The sequence below is a fragment of the Planctopirus sp. SH287 genome (assembly GCF_056500625.1).
In genome coordinates, this window is sequence record NZ_CM151403.1 from 2,287,912 (window position 1) to 2,307,210 (window position 19,299).

Below are 19,299 nucleotides of genomic sequence, written 5' to 3' on the forward strand. Positions count from 1 at the left end.
CGCCGCGACTTTTGATGGGAGACTGTTTGACTAGAAGCTGCTTCATCACATGGACATTGACTCATTAAACGGACACTGAGGATTGATGGCCACAGCAATCGGCAAAGTCTATCTCGTTGGTGCAGGCCCCGGTGAAGCGGGATTGCTGACCGTGCGAGGACTGGAGTGCCTCCGCGAAGCAGACCTTGTTTTATACGACGGTTTAGCGAACCCGCTCTTGCTGACCTGGACGCGAGGGGAAGTGATTCGCAGTTGTCGCGCTGGCTCGCCGCGCCCTGGTTCTCTTCTCCCTGGCGAGCCTACTCAAGGAGCGATCAGCACTCATCCCGGTTGGGTTCCTCAGAACGAAATTAATGCCCGGTTGATTGAAGCCGCCCGTGCGGGTCAGACGGTTGTTCGGCTCAAAGGTGGTGATCCTTATATCTTCGGTCGTGGAAGTGAAGAGGCCGCTGCCCTGGAAGCTGCCGGGATTCCCTATGAGGTAGTGCCGGGGATTACCGCTGCCACAGCAGCAGCCGTCTACGCCGGATTATCACTCACTCACCGTGAATGTGCGTCAGCAGTGGCATTTGTGACGGGGCACGAAGATCCTCGTCGCGACGTACAACGTCTCGATTATGCGGCACTGGCCAGTTTCCCCGGAACATTGGTGTTCTATATGGGGCTGCACCGACTGGAGGGCATTTCTCAAGCCTTGATCACTTCGGGAAAATCTCCCGCCACACCGGTTTTAATCGTCAGTCGTGCGACGACACCCTTTCAGAAAGTTGTGGAAGGAACACTGCAAACGATTGCGCAGTTGGCATTAGATGCCCAACTGGTCGCTCCCTCGTTGGCGATTGTGGGTGACGCCGTCAAATGGCGGCAACCTCCGGGATGGTTCGAGCATCGGCCCTTACGTGGCTTACGACTGGCAATCCCTCGCCCCCAGGCACAGGCCGAAGCCACGGCTTTGGCCTGCGAACGCTTGGGTGGCGCAGCAGCAATTCTTTCCACCATTGCCACCATGCCTGTCACCGACTGGGCCGGGATTGACCCGGTGATCAATGAGCTGGATCAGTTTGACTGGTTGATTTTCACAAGCGCGAATGGTGTCAGTGCGTTTCTTGGCCGCTTGTGGGAATTGGGGTTGGACAGCAGAAAACTGGGGCGATCACGCATCGCCTGCATTGGGCCAGCAACGGCTGCTGAACTGGCCAGATGGCATTTGCGTGCTGACTTTGTTCCCACAAAATATCGTGGCGAAGCATTGGCTGATGAGCTGGCTGTGCACTTTTCACCGGGAAAAGCCTTGTGGCTACGTGCAAGCCGCGGGCGGGATGTCATCATTGAGCGGCTACAGGCAGCCAATTGGACTGTTCAAACCGCAGTCGTTTATCGCAACGAAGATGTGGCGGTCTGGTCAGACGAGGGCTGGGAACTGGTCCGCAGCAGGCAACTCGATTGGGTGCCGTTGGGAAGCCCTTCGATGGCCCGCAATTGGAAACGGCTACTTGAGGTTCATGCGGCTGGAGACACCGCTGTCGTGTCTGAACTCTGTCAGTCATTAAAATATGCGGCTATTAGTCCCGTGACCGCAGAGGCCGCTCGCGCTGTTGGTTTGAATGTTATTACCGAAGCGGAGACTTACACCTGGGATGGTCTGTTCCAGGCGATTGCCAAAAAGGAAGGTCGGCCATGGCCTGAATTTCTCACGGGTACTTCAAGTCAGAATCCTGGCGAACGATCCCCAATGTCAGAAGACGAAGGCTGAGCCGATTCCCGCAAGCCGACTGCTCGACGTCTCCTGCCAATCGCATTGATGTCGACACCTTGCCCAAACACAGGTATCTAAAATACCGATGAGCTGACATGGTACGATTTTGCAGAAGTGTTGTATTGTTCATGCGTTTCCAGCATCGTGCCTTGACGGATCGATGACGATTGTGCTGTAAAAGCATGAAACCGAGCGGAATCTGGCCGGGTACAGGTAGAAGCCTCTTATTGAATCAGAATCCCCAATTCATTGTTCTTGGGAGCAACGGGAATGCGGCAACAAGACCACGGATGGGGTACGGCTTTTCAACAGCTTCCCGGTAACCTGTTTGAAGGTAACCCGGCAGGAAGTCGTTGTGTTCTGTGGGGGTGTGTCGCCACATTGCTGGTTTGGCAGTTCGCTGCGGCACCGCTGTGTGCGAACGACAAACCTGTTGCCCAAGTGTTGCCAGCCACTGGATCAAATTCTTCTTCCGCCAGTCACTCCATCGATAAGCTTCTCGAAGGTGTGGACGGCCCTTGGAAGGATGTCTGGGGAGTGTCCTGGAAGCCCCCTCTTTCAACAGAAAAGCCGATCATTGTGGTGGCTTTTCTGGGAACGGAATGCCCTCTCGCCCGGCAATACGCATTAACACTCGAATCGCTCAAAAAGCGGTATGAAGGACGAGGGGTCGCTTTCATGGCTGTGAATGCGAATCCTCAGGATTCATTGACGGAAATTCAGGCCCAAATCCGAAATCAAAAGCTCAGCTATCCCATGATCAAGGATACTCGGCAGGAATGGCTGAATGTTCTTGGCGCCGACCGGACACCACAAGTCGTTGTGCTCGATGCTCAACGTTCGATCCGTTACAGCGGGCGAATTGACGATCAGCATGGGATTGGCAAGTCCCGTCCGGCACCGCTTCGTGAAGACCTGGCACTCGCCATTGAGCAGATTCTTGTGGGAAAGCCTGTGGCTGTGGCTAAAACGGAAGTCATCGGTTGTCTGATCGGACGCCTCACTAAAGCCTCAAGCTCTCCTCAAGTCACTTGGGCCAAAGACGTCGCACCAATTCTGGACACGCATTGTGTGGAATGTCATCGCCCCGGGGAAATCGGGCCTTTCAGTCTGGTTAATTTTGCGGAAGCCGCCGGCTGGGCGGAAATGATTGTCGAAGTGACCAGCGAAGGGCGAATGCCACCCTGGCACGCCGATCCTGCGCATGGGAAATTTCTCAATGAACGACGAATGAAGCCGGATGAACTGGCTGTTTTACGCAAGTGGGTCGAAGAAGGAACACCACAGGGGAATCCCACTGACCGACCTCCCGTACCGCAATTCACCGAAGGCTGGCAGTTATCGCGCCAGCCGGATCAGATCACCTGGATGAGCGATAAGCCTTTTGCTGTCAAAGAGACGGGAGAGGTTCGTTATCAATACTTCTCGGCAGATCCGGGGTTTACTGAAGACAAGTGGATTACCGGCGCGGAAGTTGTGCCCGGTAATCGAGCCGTTGTGCATCACGTGATTGTCTTTGCGAGCGATGACGGGAAGAAGTTTGACCACGACAAGCAGTTTATTGTGGCTTATGTTCCCGGCTTGCGTCTGAAGTCGCTTCCCGAGGGATATGCCAAGAGGATCCCCAAGGGATCAAAGCTGATCTTTCAGATTCATTACACCCCCAATGGCGAAGCACAACAGGATCGCACAAAAGTGGGTTTTGTCTTCACCGATCCATCAAAAGTCACCCATGAAGTGAAGACGGAAAGTGTCGCAGGACTCCGATTGCGGCTGGAGCCTTACAAAGATAATCAGATTATCGAAGCTCGCCCGACGACAGCCCCAGTCGATCTTGAATTGCTGTCATTTTCTCCTCACATGCACTTGCGAGGAAAGTCATTCAAGTATGAGCTTCAGGCACCAGGTCGCGAGAAGCAGGTTGTGTTGAACGTCCCTCACTACGATTTCAACTGGCAGACACAATATCGCCTCGAACAGCCGATCAAGATCGCGAGAGGAACTGTGCTGTATGGCACCGCGTCCTACAACAATTCTTCTGGTAACCTCGCTAATCCTGACCCATCAAAAACAGTCGTCTGGGGTGATCAATCCTGGGAAGAAATGCTGTTGGGCTATTTTGATATTGCCGTTCCACGAGCCAATGCAGGTCAAGGAAATCTCATGACTGACTGGCTGGATGCCAAACAAGGCCCGGTAAAACTGATCAAAACGCTTGATCGAAATAAGAACGGGCAGATTGATCTCGAAGAAGTCCAGGGCCCACATCGTGAGATGCTCAAAAAGATCGACGCCGATAACTCTGGCGGAGTCAGCGAAGAGGAATTGCGAAATAACTGGGTCAAAGTGCTGAAGGTTCTGGCCGGTGCTAAAAAGGAATAGCCCAATCGACCTGTCCCGCTGGTATTAAACCAGCGGGCATGAAATCAGATGCATTCCCATTTGAAATAGTGATCCGCGCGCCATGATTGCAGCTTTGGGGCAAGCATTTTTTGACGACTTTCAACGCGCCATTTTATAAGGTGGCTCGTCTCAGACAAAGTCGTTGACATGGCGAGCCGCCTGGCGTGGTCGCTGAGTTTCAAATCCATCAATTTCATAGCGAGCAAGTTCTTTATTAACTCGCATCTCTATGTTCGTCAGTTGATCACCTTCTTCTCGAGTCACGAAGGTAATCGCCGAACCAATTTTTTCAGTGGACGATAGCCGTCCAGTTCGGCCAATCCGATGGACATAGTCATCGCAATCTTGCGGGACATCATAGTTAATGATATGCGAAATCCCGCTGATATCGATCCCCCGGCCCATCACGTCGGTGGCAATCAGTAAACGCAATCGTCCATCTCGGAACCGGGAGAGCACGCCCTCGCGAAGGTTCTGTGACAGGTCACCATGGATAAAGCCAATTCTCGGCAGGCGACCATTGAACTTTCGATAGACTTCTTCAGCTCCACGCTTGGTGCGTGTGAAAACCAGCACCTGCTGCGGCTTCTCTTGAGCCAGGAGCCGAATTAACGTCCTGAACTTCCTGTCATGATCCACCGGCACATAGTATTGCTCGATGGAACTATGGGAGACGCTGGCTTCTGACAGATCCACCCGCTCAGGGGACTGCATATACTTCTGGGCCAACCGGGCGACAGGTGAAGGAAGCGTTGCCGAAAGCAGCAATGTCTGGCGTTCCGTTGGGCACTTTCTCAAAATCCGCTCGATATCAGGACGAAACCCAATATCAAGCATCCGGTCGGCTTCGTCGAGAACGACCATTTTCAGCTTCGAGGTATCAAGTTCACCGCGCTGCATCAGGTCGATGATGCGTCCAGGGGTACCAATGACTAATTGGCAACCTTTTCGCAACTCCGTGATTTGTGGTCGGATATTTCGCCCACCCACACAACAGACAGATCGCAACGGATGCTTCAATGAAAGGCGACCAGCTTCCTCTGCGACTTGCTGGCTCAATTCCCGTGTCGGAGTGAGAACCAGCGCTTGAGGGCGATCTGAATAGTGATCGATCCGCTCAAGGATGGGAAGAACGAAAGCGGCAGTCTTCCCCGTTCCGGTGCGTGCCTGACCGATGACATCTTTGCCCGTCATCGCAATCGGAACAAAGGCGGCCTGAATCGGGCTGGGATTGACGAATCCCATTTTCCTGACAGCCGCCAGTGTAATTTCACTGAGCCCAATATCTTCAAAACTAACAGTCTTTGTCTCCATCCGGGGAGCACTACCTCATTCATATTCAGATCGGGAGAACCAACGCGTCTCCCTCGCTAAGACTTGTCTTGACTAAAACAAATTCTTTTTGACCCTTGACAGGCTATCGCCCGACCGCACCGAAAGCAACGGGGATTCCACGAATGGCTTCCGCTCTGTTTAACCAATGACAAAAACACAGCCCTCAAACGCCGCCTCCGTGCATGACCTGCGGAGAGCACTTGGTGAGCGTTGAGCGTGGCTGGTGATGCCGAAGGTTATCCAAAAACTCATGCGGCACAAATCGAAGGGGTGGATGCGGCTGGTGAACTCCCACCACACGTTCAAAATCCAGGCAAAAAACAACCGCCCCAGCAGTTTGCGGAGGTTGCTTCCCGCACCCGCCAGCACCGCGTTGATCGCGTCGCCTGTCTGTCCTCGCAGAAAACAGCGGCCCATTCGATGATCCTGCTTCAAATGGCCGATCTTCGGTTCAATCGCACTGCGACGCTGGCGTCGTTTCTTCATCGTACGGCTCAGATGACAACTGGAACTTCCCGAGATGTGAATCGTAGCCGGGCCTTCGTAGCCGTGACCCCGAGACCCTTTGTCAACGAACGCGGATTTCACTGGCAAGCCAGACACCACCCCGAATTCTATGCGATAAAACAAGTTTTCAGGCCCACCGAATCACTCCCAGCGATCGATGTGATGATAGAAAAATCAAAAACTGCCAAAATCATATCGATAAACCACTAGCATTGACTTTGCCACTCGCATAGCATCATCAACCAGAACACTCCTGTGTTTATATTCATTAACACTACGGCTTAAAAGACTGGGTCATGATCAGCAAGCATCGCGGCTTCACATTGATTGAGTTGCTGGTCGTCATTGTGATTATTGCCATTCTGATCGCCCTGCTCCTTCCGGCGGTGCAGCAGGCGCGTGAGGCATCAAGACGAACCCAGTGCCGTAACAACCTCAAGCAGATTGGCCTGGCGCTACATAACTATCACGAGACCAGTCGCCAGTTCCCGTTTGCCGCTTTCCCTCAGACGCCCATTCCTGGGCCTGCTGTGATCCGATCAACCTCATGGCTGGTTCGGATACTGCCGATGTTGGATCAGGGGCCAGCATTTAATTCACTGGATTTTATCAACACCAATGATTTCAGTACCCAGGACGGTGTGACCAGAAATTGGGTCACCATGACCACCACACACATTCCTGGAGTGAATTGCCCGTCGAACCCTCTGCCTACGACAAAACAACATACTGTCAACAGCGTGACAGCTGCTGCCCTCTCACTACCCACCACCACGACGGCGTCAATTCAGATTTCAGATTACGCAGGCATTTCGGGATCTGTCCTGGATCCGGCGACAAATAGCCGCCACTCCCCATCTCACTGGCTTGGAGTACCAACCGGAGGGTGGCAAAGCTGGAGTGGTGTCATCACTTTGTCATCTGCATTCCATGGCAATTCGAGCACTGATGCCACTCCAGTTCTTCAGCCTCCCGTTAATCTTGCCAAGATCACAGACGGCACTTCAAACACGGTCATGGTCGCAGAACAATCAAGCGCTGACCCTTCATGCACAACGACCACAAAGGATTGCCGGGCATTTGGCCATGCCGGCGGTCTTTGGAATGGAGGTTCTGCTGGTGGAAATCAATGGTCACATGGCATCACAACAGTTCGAGTGAATATCAACTTTGAACTCGGTGATACGGGTAATACAACGACAGCCGCTCGTAATACAAAGATCCTGTCAGCCCACACCGGCGGCGCGCATGCCCTGTTCTCAGATGGCTCTGTTCGTTTTCTCTCTGAGAATATGAACAATTCACTCTGGCAAAATATTCTGTCCAAAGCTGATGGTGTCCCAGTCGGCGAATTCTAAAGCGATTCCCCTCTTAACTGTAGCGCACTGGCGGCGTAAAGCCCCATGCTTTTCAGGACAAAGACGGACATACGCCGCCACATTGATCCGAAAACGGATCTGAATCCGCCATTCTCGCTGCACTGCAAACCATTTACCGAGAACAGACCGATACACCAGTCCCAGCAATCGGTGGGCGTAGGAGAAATGTCCCCGAGTGGGTTCGAACCACTAACCTTCGGCTTCGGAGGGCTCCGAGGTCTATGCCAAGAAACGCGAAATCCTTTGTGGGAAATGCATTAAAGAGTTTCGCATTTTTCGCAACTTTCTTCAAGTGGTAATATTTCGGTGCACTTTTCAACGGGATTTGAGGGACTGCCACTTTCATTGTGGTAAGAAATTCATGACTCTTAATGCCTGAAGATCTTATAGGTAATGTCGTCATTCCATTGATGAAAGAGCTTCTGTCATTTCATGCCTAATCAATGCCGCGCGGTGGAGCTTGCCGTATAAACGATCGCTGATCGAGATTATCAATGATCAGTTGAAAAACATCAGCCAAGTCGAACATACCCGTCACCACAGCCGGACAGGCTTTATGGTCAACCTGATTTCGGGTCTAATTACCTTATACTCACCAGCCCAAAAGCCACGGATCAATGAAGTGGACCCCGTTCTTTGGACCACGGAATAAGAGAGAGGAATGGTTTTGAAGCGGTAGAATCTGGCGGTTTTCTGGAGTCATCATTTCAAAGGAATGCTGTGACACGCAAACGCCGATCATTCACGTCCTCTTTTAAGGCCAAGGTGGCCTTAGAGGCGATCCGTGAGCTCAAGACGATCAACGAAATCGCTCAAAAGCACAAACGTCACCCAACTCAAATCAACCTCTGGAAGAAGCAACTGCTGGAAGGGGTCGAAGTCCTCTTTGAAGATGGTCGCACCAAAAAAGTCAGCACGGATGATTCCGATCAACCACAAGCGGCGGAACTCTATGAGCAGATTGGTCGACTGAAAGTGGAACTGGAGTGGCTCAAAAAAAAGTGGCCGACGAAAGTCTCTGAAGCACGCTTGTGGATTGAGCCTGGCCATCCTGATCTGAGCATTCGCAGGCAATGCCAACTCCTCGGTCTGCATCGAAGTAGTCTCTACTACGAGCCGGTCCCGGAATCTGCTGACAACCTGCACCTGATGCGTCTGATTGATGAAGAACATTTACGTCATCCTGCTCGGGGTTCTCGCCAGATGACAGATCATCTGGCAACGCTTGGCTGGCCCATCAATCGTAAGAAAACCCAGCGTTTGATGCGTCAAATGGGCCTGGAGGGGATTTCTCCGAAGCGTCGCACCACACTGTCCGTGGCGGGGTATCGAGTCTATCCCTATCTGCTGCGGGGGTTGTAGATTGAACGTCCCAACCAGGTCTGGTGCAGTGATATTACATACATCCCGATGGCCAGAGGGTATATGTATCTGGTGGCGGTGATGGACTGGTTCAGTCGTCATGTTCTGTCGTGGCGATTGTCGAACAGCATGGATGTGGACTTCTGCCTGGAAGCGATGGAAGAAGCCTTTCAACGGGCCAGGCCAGAGATCATGAACACGGATCAGGGGTCGCAGTTCACCAGTCGGCAGTTTACGAATCTGCTGCTGGATCATGAGGTGGCGATCAGCATGGATGGGCGCGGAAGAGCGATCGACAATGTGATGATTGAACGACTTTGGCGGACTTTGAAATATGAGGAGATCTATCTCAAGGAGTATCAGACCACAGCCGATCTCAATCAGGGGCTGAGAACTTATTTGAAGTACTATTCGACGGAACGGAAACACAGTTCTCTGGACCGTCAAACCCCCGCCGAAGTCTACCGCACGGGCCACCTCACCCGGCCCCGGCCTCTCTCCTAATCCACCCGCCCCGTGGTCCAAAGAACGGGGTCTACTTCACTACTCCATTCGCAGCGAGCGGCAACTCTGTGAACAGATTGACCTCAACCTGCTGTACCGCTGGTTTCTGGATTTGCAGCCAGGAGACACAGCGTTCGATGCCACCACTTTCACCAAGAACCGCCAGCGTCTGGAAGCGCATGGCCTGAGTCGGGCCTTCTTTGATGCGGTCGTCTTTGAAGCCTTAACCCAAGGGCTGTGCAGCGAGCATTTTTCGGTCGATGGCACGCTGATTGAAAGCTTCGCTTCAGCCAAGAGCTTTCGTCCCAAAGGAGATGTTCCCGAGGATACCAACGACTTCAAGCCCAGCAACCCGGACGTCGATTTTCATGGTCAGAAGAGAACCAATGAGACTCACGCCAGTCGGACAGATCCGGAAGCGAAGCTGTATCGTAAAGGGCGGGGAAAAGAGGCGAAACTGGCTCACATGGGGCATATTCTCAATGAGAACCGACATGGCCTGATCCTGGGGATCACCGCCAGCGAAGCGAATGGCACGGCTGAACGTGAGGCGACCTGTGAGATGCTGGATGAGTTGCGGAGCCGGCACGGTCTTGTCCCTGCCACGCTGGGAGCCGACAAAGGTTATGACGACGGCACCTTTTTTCAGGCACTGGAAGCGCGTGAGATCGTGCCGCACATTCCCTTGGTGAAACCTCCAGTGGATGTGTCGACGGTGCGGCACGAAAACCGGATTCCCGGGGTTCAGGCCCGCCATCGGATGAAGGAGAGAATGAAAGAAGAGGGCTATCAAATGAGTCAGCGTTGCCGGAAGAAGATTGAGGAATGTTTCGGCTGGCTGAAAGAGATTGCGGGTCTGGGTCGGTGCCGGACCGTGGGTCGGTGGAAACTGAGACAACAACTGGAACTGAGAGCCGCGGCGTACAATCTGTTACGCATGAGGCGTCTGGTTCCGGCAAATTGAGGGGATGTTCCGGCTGAGGGCCTCGATTTCGATAAGAAATCGGAGCTTTCAGCCGGGCCCAATAAACACAGGGACACTGCGATGACACAACATCGCACCAGAAATATCCCTGCTCACCAGAGAAACACGACTTCTTCAGCAACCTGCTAGCCCGGATTATTCACACCGTGGTGTTATTGGTGACCGGGTTTCTTGGGATGCCTGGGGAAGGGCTTCGGGGCGCAAGTTCCCCTTCCCCAATCGCCGTTTTGCTCTGTTCCCCATGACCACAACGACCGGAGAGATTCTCAATCCGGGGAGAACGACAGCACTTGCCCTGTCACATCGGTCAGGTAACGCAGGTGGGGCCAGCTGGAGGAGAATTTCACCACCACGCGGCGCGAGCTGACGATCACCTCAGCGGCCACCTTGATGAATCGTAATCGCCACGTGTCCGGGTCGCCTTCTCCCAGCGGGTCGGTCTGGCGACGGCGGTTGAAGTACCCTTTGCGGTGCTTCCCGGAAAGGGCTTCGGGAGGAACCGGTTCATGGATTCCCAGAGATTCCGGCGACGGATTGTGAGTCACTGTGCGCCGTAATCGGACCAGCAGGTTCAGCGCGGTGACATGCAGGTACAGTCGGAAGAAGTTCGCCAGAAACCGGTGATCGCTCAGGCGATCGGCTTTCATGCCTCGTTTGAGTTCCTTGTTGCGGTTCTCACTTTCGCCCCGTTCAGCATACTCGTCGTAGGTCGCTTCGATCAGAAGTGCGGCTCCCGGTCGGTTGGTGACGATGGCCCGACGATTGGCTCCTTTCTCATGAACTTCGGCCTTGATGATGACGAACCGTTCGCGGTCCCAGCTGTCCGCCTGATACCACGTATTCATGAACAGTCGCTGCTTGAAGCCGGCCTGCTGGTAAAGCTCTTCGGCTTGTGAGAGCAGGTTTTCGCTCAGCTTTTTTACACGGGGATTCATCTGAAAGCCGAACGTGTACGTCAGGTTCAGTTCTTCACAGACGTCATACATCACCGGCACGCCATAGCCACTGTCTCCCCGAATATGAATCGACAAATCCGGCCAGGCCGCTCGCAGCTTGCCGGCGAGGAATCGCAGATCATCGTCTGCTCCCAGAGAGGCGGAACAGGTTCCATGCCGCAGTCCCACCAGCAACACAAAATCGTTCTCGGCACAGGTGATCGCAATGGGGAGATACTGATGCTGATCATAATAGCCATGAAAGAACGTCAGTTGCTGCTGACCATGTGTCTCGTCATCAAAGGCATCAATGTCGAGTGTCAGTGATGTCGGCGGAACCTCGAACGACTGAATGAACTGCTCGACCAGCACCTCCCGCAACTTCCACAGATCGGAGATCGAAACGGCATTCTCAAACCGGGAGAGTGTGGGCTGAGAGGCCAGATCCTGTTCGTCATCCGGCATGCGTCCAGCGACCATCTTGAAGACGGGATCCGAGCGGAGGGTGTCATGATCGTTCTGATCTTCGTAGTCAGCGAGAATGCCGTAAATGCGCTGCCGGACCATGCTGGTCAGAGTGTGCCGCGTGAAGATCGGGTCACGAGTTTCTTGTAAGGCGTCCGCAAACGGCTGGGGGAAGCGAATCTGATCATCGAATTGACGCACCGGCAACAACCCGGCATCGCTGCTGAGCCGGGTCTGAGAAAGCTCCAGAACGACCGGTTTTTTTCCCAGAAAATCCAGAACAAACGAAAACACAGACTGTACACTCACGATCAAGCCTCCTTGTGATGTTTAACTGACGTGTGACTACGAAGTTAAACGCCCAGGAAGGCTCTTTTTCTACAGACCGTGTGAATAATCCGGGCTACTCATTCGACCCTAAGATAAAGCCCCGGCATGGCACTACTCAGCGCAGCGAAAGACTTTCTCCAGATCGACTCAGTATTCAGCAAGTCGGCGGAGTGTGGAATGTTCGTCGATACGGTCAATATGATAGCGGTCACTGTAACCAGGATCTTTGTTGTACCAGTGACAGAACATGTTGTGATAGCGACAAGCCCAGCCGAACTTTGGCAGCACGTCGTGACGTGTTGTCCCTGAGAGTGACTCCAGCACACTTTGCTTGTGCCGTTCAATCATAGCCCAGTCGACATGGCTCTCGTGAACCGCTGCTTCCAGATAATTAACAAACCACCGACCATCGACGTCGTGGCAGAGTGCATGTCCATCAGCCGAAGCGATCGAATTTGCGTCGTTATCTTTCATTTCAACGAGAATCCGGCTGAGTGGCTCCCCCAGGATCACGCGGGGAACGATCGCCGCCTGGGACTCAAGCTGGTAGCAGTCAATCAAGGCTTTGCCAAAAATAATCTCATCTGTCAGGCAGACAGGCCCGTGTGTCAGCCCGCCTCGCAAGAACATTCCGTTCATCGCCATCCGCAATTGATAGCGCTGAGTGCAGCGAATGATAAATCTGGCCGCCGACACTAAAGAGGTCCCAGGCTCATCGAAAGCATACCCAAGCACCAGGTTGTCACTGAAGAACTTCACAGCCCAGTTGCCTGGATTCATAGGGAAGTCGGAAGCCAGTGTCTGGCGGACATAGGTTCGAGAATCCTCGATGGCGACGACAATTTTTTCGAGCAAGCGCTGTGAATCCTCGGTGCTTGCCGAGGACATGACTTGATGAGAAAATCCCAGCAGGTCGAGAAACCCGACGATGGACGAACGTAATCGCGGGTGGCCCAGTTCATCAAGGAAGACCGTGTTTGAGGGCATAGCAAACGAACTCTCATTGATATTCCGCTGAAGATCATCGAAAGGAATTCGCGAAGTTAAAGCGGTGTCGCCATGGTCGCAGCATGGGGAGGTTCCCCGAGCGGAATTTCTCCCGTTTTCGAGCCGGTCTTCTGATTGGTTCTCGTGAACCAGCGGATCACGTAGAAAAAGACGGGAGTAAACAGCACGCCGAAGATCGTGACTCCCAGCATGCCACTGAAGACGGTAATTCCCAGCGTACTTCTCATTTCGGCACCGGCACCGGTTGCGCGAACCAAGGGCACCACACCCAGAATGAAGGCAAACGAGGTCATGAGAATAGGCCGCAATCTGAGCTTGCAAGCATCGACAGTTGCTGCAAACAGCGGCTTTCCTTCATCCTGCAATTGCTTGGCGAATTCAATAATCAGAATGGCGTTCTTAGCGGCCAGCCCCACCAGCACAACCAGACCAATCTGCACAAAGATGTTGTTGTCTAACCGTGCTATCAGGACGCCCACCATGGCTGCCAGAATGCACATGGGTACGATCAGGATGATCGCCATGGGCAGTGACCAGCTTTCATACTGGGCTGCCAGCACAAGAAACACAAAGACAACCGCCAGCGGGAACACCAGCTTGGTGAGAATATCCTGGCTCGCGAGAATCTGCTGCAATGTCAATTCCGTCCATTCGGTTCCCAATGTGCCGGGCAATGCGTCTTTGGCAAGGCGATCCATGATGCTGACGACCTGACCAGTGCTGGTTCCCGGAGCTGGTGCGCCGGTGATTTCAGCAGAGGGATAAAGCTTGTAACGATTGACGATGGCGGGCCCGCTTGTGTAGCGGACTTTAATCAGCGTTTCCAATGGCACACGATCCCCAGCCAGCGTGCGCACCTGCAAACGACCAATATCCTCGATGTGCATGCGAAATCTGGGATCAGCCTGCACATTCACCTGCCAGCTACGATTCTGAAATGTGAAATCGTTGACATACGCCGACCCCAGATAAGCTTGTAATGTTGTGTAGATTTCCTGGAGCGGCACACCAATGGCCTTGGCTTTCTCGCGATCAATATCAACAAAAACCTGAGGTTGCGTCACGCTGAAGGTCGAATAGAGTCCGGTCAGCCGGGGATCGTTGGCCCCCGTTTCCCGCAGGTTCTGAACTCCTCCCTGAAGTGCCCGCAAACCCGCTCCGCGACGATCCTCAACTTGTATCTTGAAACCACCGGTGCTCCCCAGACCATCCACAGGGGGAGCGCCAAAGACCGCCGCCTGCCCTTCCTGAAACTGGCTGAATTCCTGTCGCAGTTTGCGGAGAATCGCTGGTGCGGAAAGTTCGGGATTCCCGGCCCTTTCTTCAAAAGGAGCAAGAATGACGAACATTCCCCCCGCGTTGCTGATGTTGGTGCTGAGGATCGTCGAATAGCCGGGCAGATCGATCGTGTGTGACACCCCCTCGACCTCGCGGGCTTTTTTGCTGAGTCGACGCACCAGTGCATCGGTGCGTTCCAGACTGGCCCCATCGGGAAGCTGCACGTTGACGACCAGATACCCCTTGTCTTGTTCCGGAATGAAGCCCACAGGCACCTGAGTTAAAGTCGTATATGTCAGCCCCATCAAGCCACCGTAAATCACCAGCACCACTACAGCCAACCGCAAGAACAGCCCGACGACAGCGCCATAAGCCTTGATCGAAATCTCAAACGCCGAGTTGAAGGCTTTAAATCCGAGGCCGAGAACCAGGTTCACAGCAAAACTCAGGAACCAGCCAGCGGTGGCTCCCGCTGCAAACAGCGTGATCCGCAGCCAGGTCGGCCCGACTGGCCCTCCATGACTTCCCGCATGTTCCGCCACACCGTAACCCAATAGATTTGCCATCGGGGCGAGCAGAAACACATACGCACATAACCCGCCGAGAATGGCAATCCCCAGCTTTGGCAACGCTTCCTGCCGGGCATGGCCTTGCCCTTCTTCATGTTTGTGTGACTTGAGCAGTAACGCGCACAAGGCGGGGCTGAGTGTCAAGGAATTGAACGCGGAGATCACGGTCGAAGCCGCAATTGTCAACGCAAACTGCTTGTAAAACTGGCCACTAATCCCCGCCATGAAAGCTGTGGGTACGAAGACCGCACAAAGGACAAGCGAAATCGCAATCACCGGGCCCGTGACTTCATCCATCGCTTTACGGGCAGCGTCTCGCGGCGACAAGCCTTCCGCCAGCCAGCGTTCAACATTCTCCACCACGACAATTGCATCATCCACCACAATACCGATGGCCAGCACCAGACCGAATAGCGACAGATTGTTCAATGAGAAACCGAGAAGCCCCATAACGGCGAATGTGCCAATCAGTGACACAGGCACGGCAATCATCGGGATGAGCGTGGCTCGCCAGTTTTGCAGGAACACCAGCACAACAATGAACACCAGTACAAAAGCTTCAATCAGCGTGTGATAGACACTCGCAATCGACTCTTTGACGAAGACGGTTGTGTCATACTCAATTCGGTAGTCGATTCCCTCCGGGAACTGCTCTTTGAGTTCCCGCATCCGCTGATGGATGGCATCCGCAGTTTCGATGGCGTTAGAACCGGGCAGTTGAAACACCGCCATCGTGACGCTCGGTTCCCCATCCAGATAGCTGTTAACGTCGTAGTTCTTGGCGCCCAGTTCCACTCCTTTTTGGAGAGGTCGGCCCTGTTCATCAACGGTTTTGTCTCTGACGACATCACGCAAATAAACCAGTTGCCCTTTATCGCCGGTCTTAAGGATGATGTCTTCGAACTGCTGTTCGGTTTGGAGCCGGCCTTGTGTATTGATGGGGAGCTGAAAGGGGATCCTGGCGTCAGAAGCGACTGGCGGAGTACCGAGCCTTCCTGCGGCGACCTGGACGTTCTGTTCCTGGATGGCACTGAGCACATCACTGGCGGTCATTTGCCTTGCGGCCAGTTTTTCAGGATCCAGCCACACGCGCATGCTGTAGTCGCGCGGGCCAAGAAAACTGACATCGCCGACACCCTTGATGCGTGCCAGATCATCCTTCACGTTCAGCGCCGCAAAATTGCTGAGATAAAGCTGATTGTAACGCTGATCAGGCGAAACGAGATTCACACAGAGCAAGATGCTGGGTGACTTTTTCTTGGTGGTCACGCCAATTTTTTTGACTTCTTCGGGCAGCTTGGCCTGTGCCACGTTCACACGGTTCTGCACAAGCACCTGGGCCATATCGAGGTTGGTGCCCAGCTCAAATGTCACATCGAGATTCATCTGGCCGTCATTGGTACACTTCGACGACATATAGAGCATCCGCTCGACACCGTTGACTTCCAGTTCGATCGGTGTGGCGACAGTTTCCGCAACAGTGACGGCATTCGCTCCCGGATATGTGGCAGTCACCTGCACCACAGGTGGTGCGACCTCGGGATATTGCGCGATCGGCAATTGTGTCGCCGCCACGGCTCCCACAATCACAATCACCACCGACAGCACTGTCGCGAAAATCGGCCGGTCAATAAAAAAGTGAGAAATCATGCGATATCCAGCAAAGAGCGGTTGCAAGGCATCGAAACATCAAACGGCCTGCTGAAATCATCACTTGGAATCACCGGGGGCGTGCTGGTTGATGATCGGCTTTCCATCGGCATCCATCGGTTCGACGGGATAGTTGATCCGCGCCCGTTGCAAACCCATGACGACCACCCAGTCTTTGGACGAGATGTTCGCTTGCTCATTCGCGCCCGGCAAAATGACGCGCATGCCATCCTCCAGCAGTTGGCCCAAAGTGACATTGCGCCGGACAACGACAGATTCATCATTCAGACAGAGCAGGTACCGTTGATCCTGATCGCTGAGTATCGCTTCGTCGGGCACCAGCACTGCCTGGTAGGGTTCACTGACCGGGATTCGGACTCGAACACGACTGCCAGGCAGAAACTTTCCGCCAGGATTATCGATGACTCCACGAATCTCGATTGTGCCTGTCTTGGGATCAATCGCGTTCTCAGAGAAATCCAGCAGACCCTTGTGGGGATAACGCGTATCCGTTTCCAGGCCAAACTCAAAAGGAATCTGCGATGCTTTCAGTGGTTTGTCGTGGGCCCGTTCCCTGCGTTGAGCATCTTTTCCTCGGTAATCCAGCAGAGCCTTTTCATCGACGAAAAAATAAACATAAATCGGGTCGAGCGAAACAATCGTGGTCAGCAAGGGATCGCTCCCCCCGGCATTGACCAGATTCCCGGCTGTCAATTGTGCACGACCGATCTTACCGCTAATGGGAGCGGTTAATCGGGAATATGTCAGGTCGAGTTGCTTACGCCGGACTTCCTCTTCAGCCGCGACAACATTGGCATCCCAGGATTTGCGTGCGGCAATCGCTTTCTGCAGGTCAGCATTGGTATTGATCTTTTTATCGAAGAGTTCCTTCTGGCGCACCTCTTCCGATGCGGCGAATTCCTGCTGGGCCTTGGCCACATCGAGCTGACCTTGCGCGACGTCGATATCCGCTTGAAACGGACGTGGATCAAGCTCGAACAGCAATTGACCGGTTTCGACAATCTCACCATCCGTGAAGTGGATCTTGTCAATATGCCCGCGAACCCGCGAACGAATTTCCACGGTTTTGGAGGCATCAGTCCAGCCATCAAAATTCTTATAGTCTGTAATCTCTCGTGACTCAGGGTGCTGCACCGTCACGCGAGGAACAGGCGGCTCACTCTTCACGGGTGGCTTGGAACACCCGACCCCAAGTGCAGGCAAAACAAGTGCAGGCGAAATTAGAAGGACTGTCGCGCAAAGTTGCCGCATGGACATAACCATCATGGACGCCCCATTGTCAATCATCGGCGGAACTCATCGTGGACTTGTTAAAGACTAGATCACAAGTGGTGGCAAAGTCTTGCAATGCGACCGCAGCCGCTTCACCAGTGACAACTACGGGTCGCATTGACTGATTTGATAGGCACGGTTCAAAAAAGCCAAGACTTGTGCGATCGACCTTAAAGGCATGCGTTATCGTGGAAATCTTTTCTCACGGATGCAAGCCTGGCTTTTCCAGATGTTTACTTTGTCAGAAATATATGCTGGGGCGTTCCGTCAAGCTTTTCCTGTTGGCTTTTAATCCGGTTTGACTGAACGGCATTTGACAGAAAACTTACGAGACTCTTTCATTGCCTTTGGCAATCATTCTCTTGGAGTTTATTGCTTGATCTCTGTATTTACAGATTTGCTGACGTGAATTTTTTCAAAGTGGCAATAAATCGCTAGGCTTTATTCGTGACAAAATGTCTGGCGAGCCAGAGAATCAGCAGCGTCTCAATAGCAGGGTGATCAAGCGGTGTCCCCGCCAGTTGTCACACACCAGGAGAAGCTCTCATGCGTACTCGATTTGTGTTCGCTTTGCTGGCCGTTCTAACGCTGGGCCTGACTCTATGTCAGGTTCAACGGCTGGAGCCTGCCCATTCCCAGGAGATCCCTCAGCCCAGGAAACTGGTGGAGACAACGGGTCTGGATGAACTGAAAGCCTCGGCGGCTGCGTTTGAAAAAGCCTTCAACTCGGGAGATGCCAAGGCGATTGCAGCGCAGTTCACAGAGAATGCCGAAGCGGTGGATGACGAGGGGAATATTCTCGAAGGGCGCACGAATATCGAGGCCCGATTTGCGGAATTATTCAAGGATTTCCCCAAAGCTCAGATCGCAGTCACGCAGACCTCCCTTCGACTGATCAGCCCGGATGTCGCCGTCGAAGATGGCTATAGCATCACGACTCTCGACCCCAGCCAACCCGGTTCTCGTACGCCCTACGCCGCCGTCCATGTGAAACGTGACGGAAAATGGCTCATGGCAAGTGTGCGTGATTTTCCCGAGGAATTCACTGAAGCCACGGCCCATGAACAACTGCAAGCCCTGGAATGGCTGGTTGGGCATTGGGTTGATGAAAGTCCTGATGGCCGTGTGGAGACCACTTGCCAATGGTCGGAGGATGGCAATTTTCTCTTGCAGGATTACGTGGTGAAGTCGCGCTGGGGAGGAGTGATGAAAGGGTCGCAGCGCATTGCCTGGGATCCCTTGCGACACACGGTTCGCTCGTGGGCATTCGATCAGAGTGGTGCCTTTACCGAAGCCACCTGGACACCACTGGAAGATGCCTGGATCGTGAATGCTGAAGGAGTCACTCCGGACGGACGTCGCGTCTCCGTGACGCGCCATGTGACGTTGCTCGACAACGATTCTTTCCAGATCGATTCCACGAGTCTCGTGATAGGAAATGAAATCCAGCCTGATTCTTCGGTACGGGTGGTTCGCCATCCGCCAGCGCCGCTCCAGTGATGGTCTTGATCGTCTGATGAATTGAATTCACAACCGGAGA

11 protein-coding genes and 2 pseudogenes are annotated in these 19,299 nt (G+C 53.5%); 7 read left to right on the top strand and 6 right to left on the bottom strand.

The annotated features are described in order from the left end of the window. Positions 1-85 precede the first annotated feature (85 nt). Positions 86-1,753 (top strand): uroporphyrinogen-III C-methyltransferase, encoded by a 1,668-nt coding sequence (gene cobA / locus SH287x_RS08665; RefSeq protein WP_479518304.1) that lies wholly within the window; start codon positions 86-88, stop codon positions 1,751-1,753. Between the two features lie 273 nt (positions 1,754-2,026). Then, complete coding sequence (locus tag SH287x_RS08670; protein ID WP_479518305.1) at positions 2,027-4,138, top strand: redoxin family protein; 2,112 nt, start codon at positions 2,027-2,029, stop codon at positions 4,136-4,138. 150 nt (positions 4,139-4,288) lie between these two features. On the opposite strand, the gene SH287x_RS08675 is transcribed toward SH287x_RS08670, so the two are convergent. Both SH287x_RS08675 and SH287x_RS08680 read right to left on the bottom strand, forming a co-directional pair. Next, a complete protein-coding gene (locus SH287x_RS08675; protein WP_479518306.1) occupies positions 4,289-5,404 on the bottom strand; it encodes a DEAD/DEAH box helicase in 1,116 nt (371 codons plus the stop codon). Between the two features lie 228 nt (positions 5,405-5,632). Beyond that, positions 5,633-5,980: a transposase gene (locus tag SH287x_RS08680; protein ID WP_479518307.1), complete on the bottom strand. Its 348-nt coding sequence runs from the start codon at positions 5,978-5,980 to the stop codon at positions 5,633-5,635. Between the two features lie 317 nt (positions 5,981-6,297). On the opposite strand from SH287x_RS08680, the gene SH287x_RS08685 reads away from it, so the two are divergent. The 4 genes and pseudogenes from SH287x_RS08685 to SH287x_RS08700 all read left to right on the top strand — a co-directional run bounded on the left by SH287x_RS08685 (position 6,298) and on the right by SH287x_RS08700 (position 10,210). After that, positions 6,298-7,359 (top strand): DUF1559 domain-containing protein, encoded by a 1,062-nt coding sequence (locus SH287x_RS08685; RefSeq protein ID WP_479518274.1) that lies wholly within the window; start codon positions 6,298-6,300, stop codon positions 7,357-7,359. A 490-nt stretch (positions 7,360-7,849) separates the two neighbouring features. Further along, a pseudogene (locus SH287x_RS08690) lies at positions 7,850-8,032 on the top strand (transposase); the annotation flags it as partial. Between the two features lie 68 nt (positions 8,033-8,100). Next, positions 8,101-9,246, top strand: a pseudogene (locus tag SH287x_RS08695) (IS3 family transposase). A 46-nt stretch (positions 9,247-9,292) separates the two neighbouring features. Continuing rightward, complete coding sequence (locus SH287x_RS08700; protein ID WP_479518684.1) at positions 9,293-10,210, top strand: IS5 family transposase; 918 nt, start codon at positions 9,293-9,295, stop codon at positions 10,208-10,210. A gap of 287 nt (positions 10,211-10,497) precedes the next feature. On the opposite strand, the gene SH287x_RS08705 is transcribed toward SH287x_RS08700, so the two are convergent. From SH287x_RS08705 to SH287x_RS08720, 4 genes are all read right to left on the bottom strand, one after another. Then, positions 10,498-11,940: an IS1380 family transposase gene (locus SH287x_RS08705; RefSeq protein ID WP_479518308.1), complete on the bottom strand. Its 1,443-nt coding sequence runs from the start codon at positions 11,938-11,940 to the stop codon at positions 10,498-10,500. 168 nt (positions 11,941-12,108) lie between these two features. After that, positions 12,109-12,948, bottom strand: coding sequence for a hypothetical protein (locus SH287x_RS08710; protein WP_479518309.1), 840 nt, complete (start codon positions 12,946-12,948; stop codon positions 12,109-12,111). A 56-nt stretch (positions 12,949-13,004) separates the two neighbouring features. After that, complete coding sequence (locus SH287x_RS08715) at positions 13,005-16,466, bottom strand: efflux RND transporter permease subunit (protein WP_479518310.1); 3,462 nt, start codon at positions 16,464-16,466, stop codon at positions 13,005-13,007. A 60-nt stretch (positions 16,467-16,526) separates the two neighbouring features. Continuing rightward, positions 16,527-17,753 (bottom strand): efflux RND transporter periplasmic adaptor subunit, encoded by a 1,227-nt coding sequence (locus tag SH287x_RS08720; RefSeq protein WP_479518311.1) that lies wholly within the window; start codon positions 17,751-17,753, stop codon positions 16,527-16,529. Between the two features lie 552 nt (positions 17,754-18,305). On the opposite strand from SH287x_RS08720, the gene SH287x_RS08725 reads away from it, so the two are divergent. Then, a complete protein-coding gene (locus SH287x_RS08725) occupies positions 18,306-19,259 on the top strand; it encodes a YybH family protein (RefSeq protein WP_479518312.1) in 954 nt (317 codons plus the stop codon). Positions 19,260-19,299 lie beyond the last annotated feature (40 nt).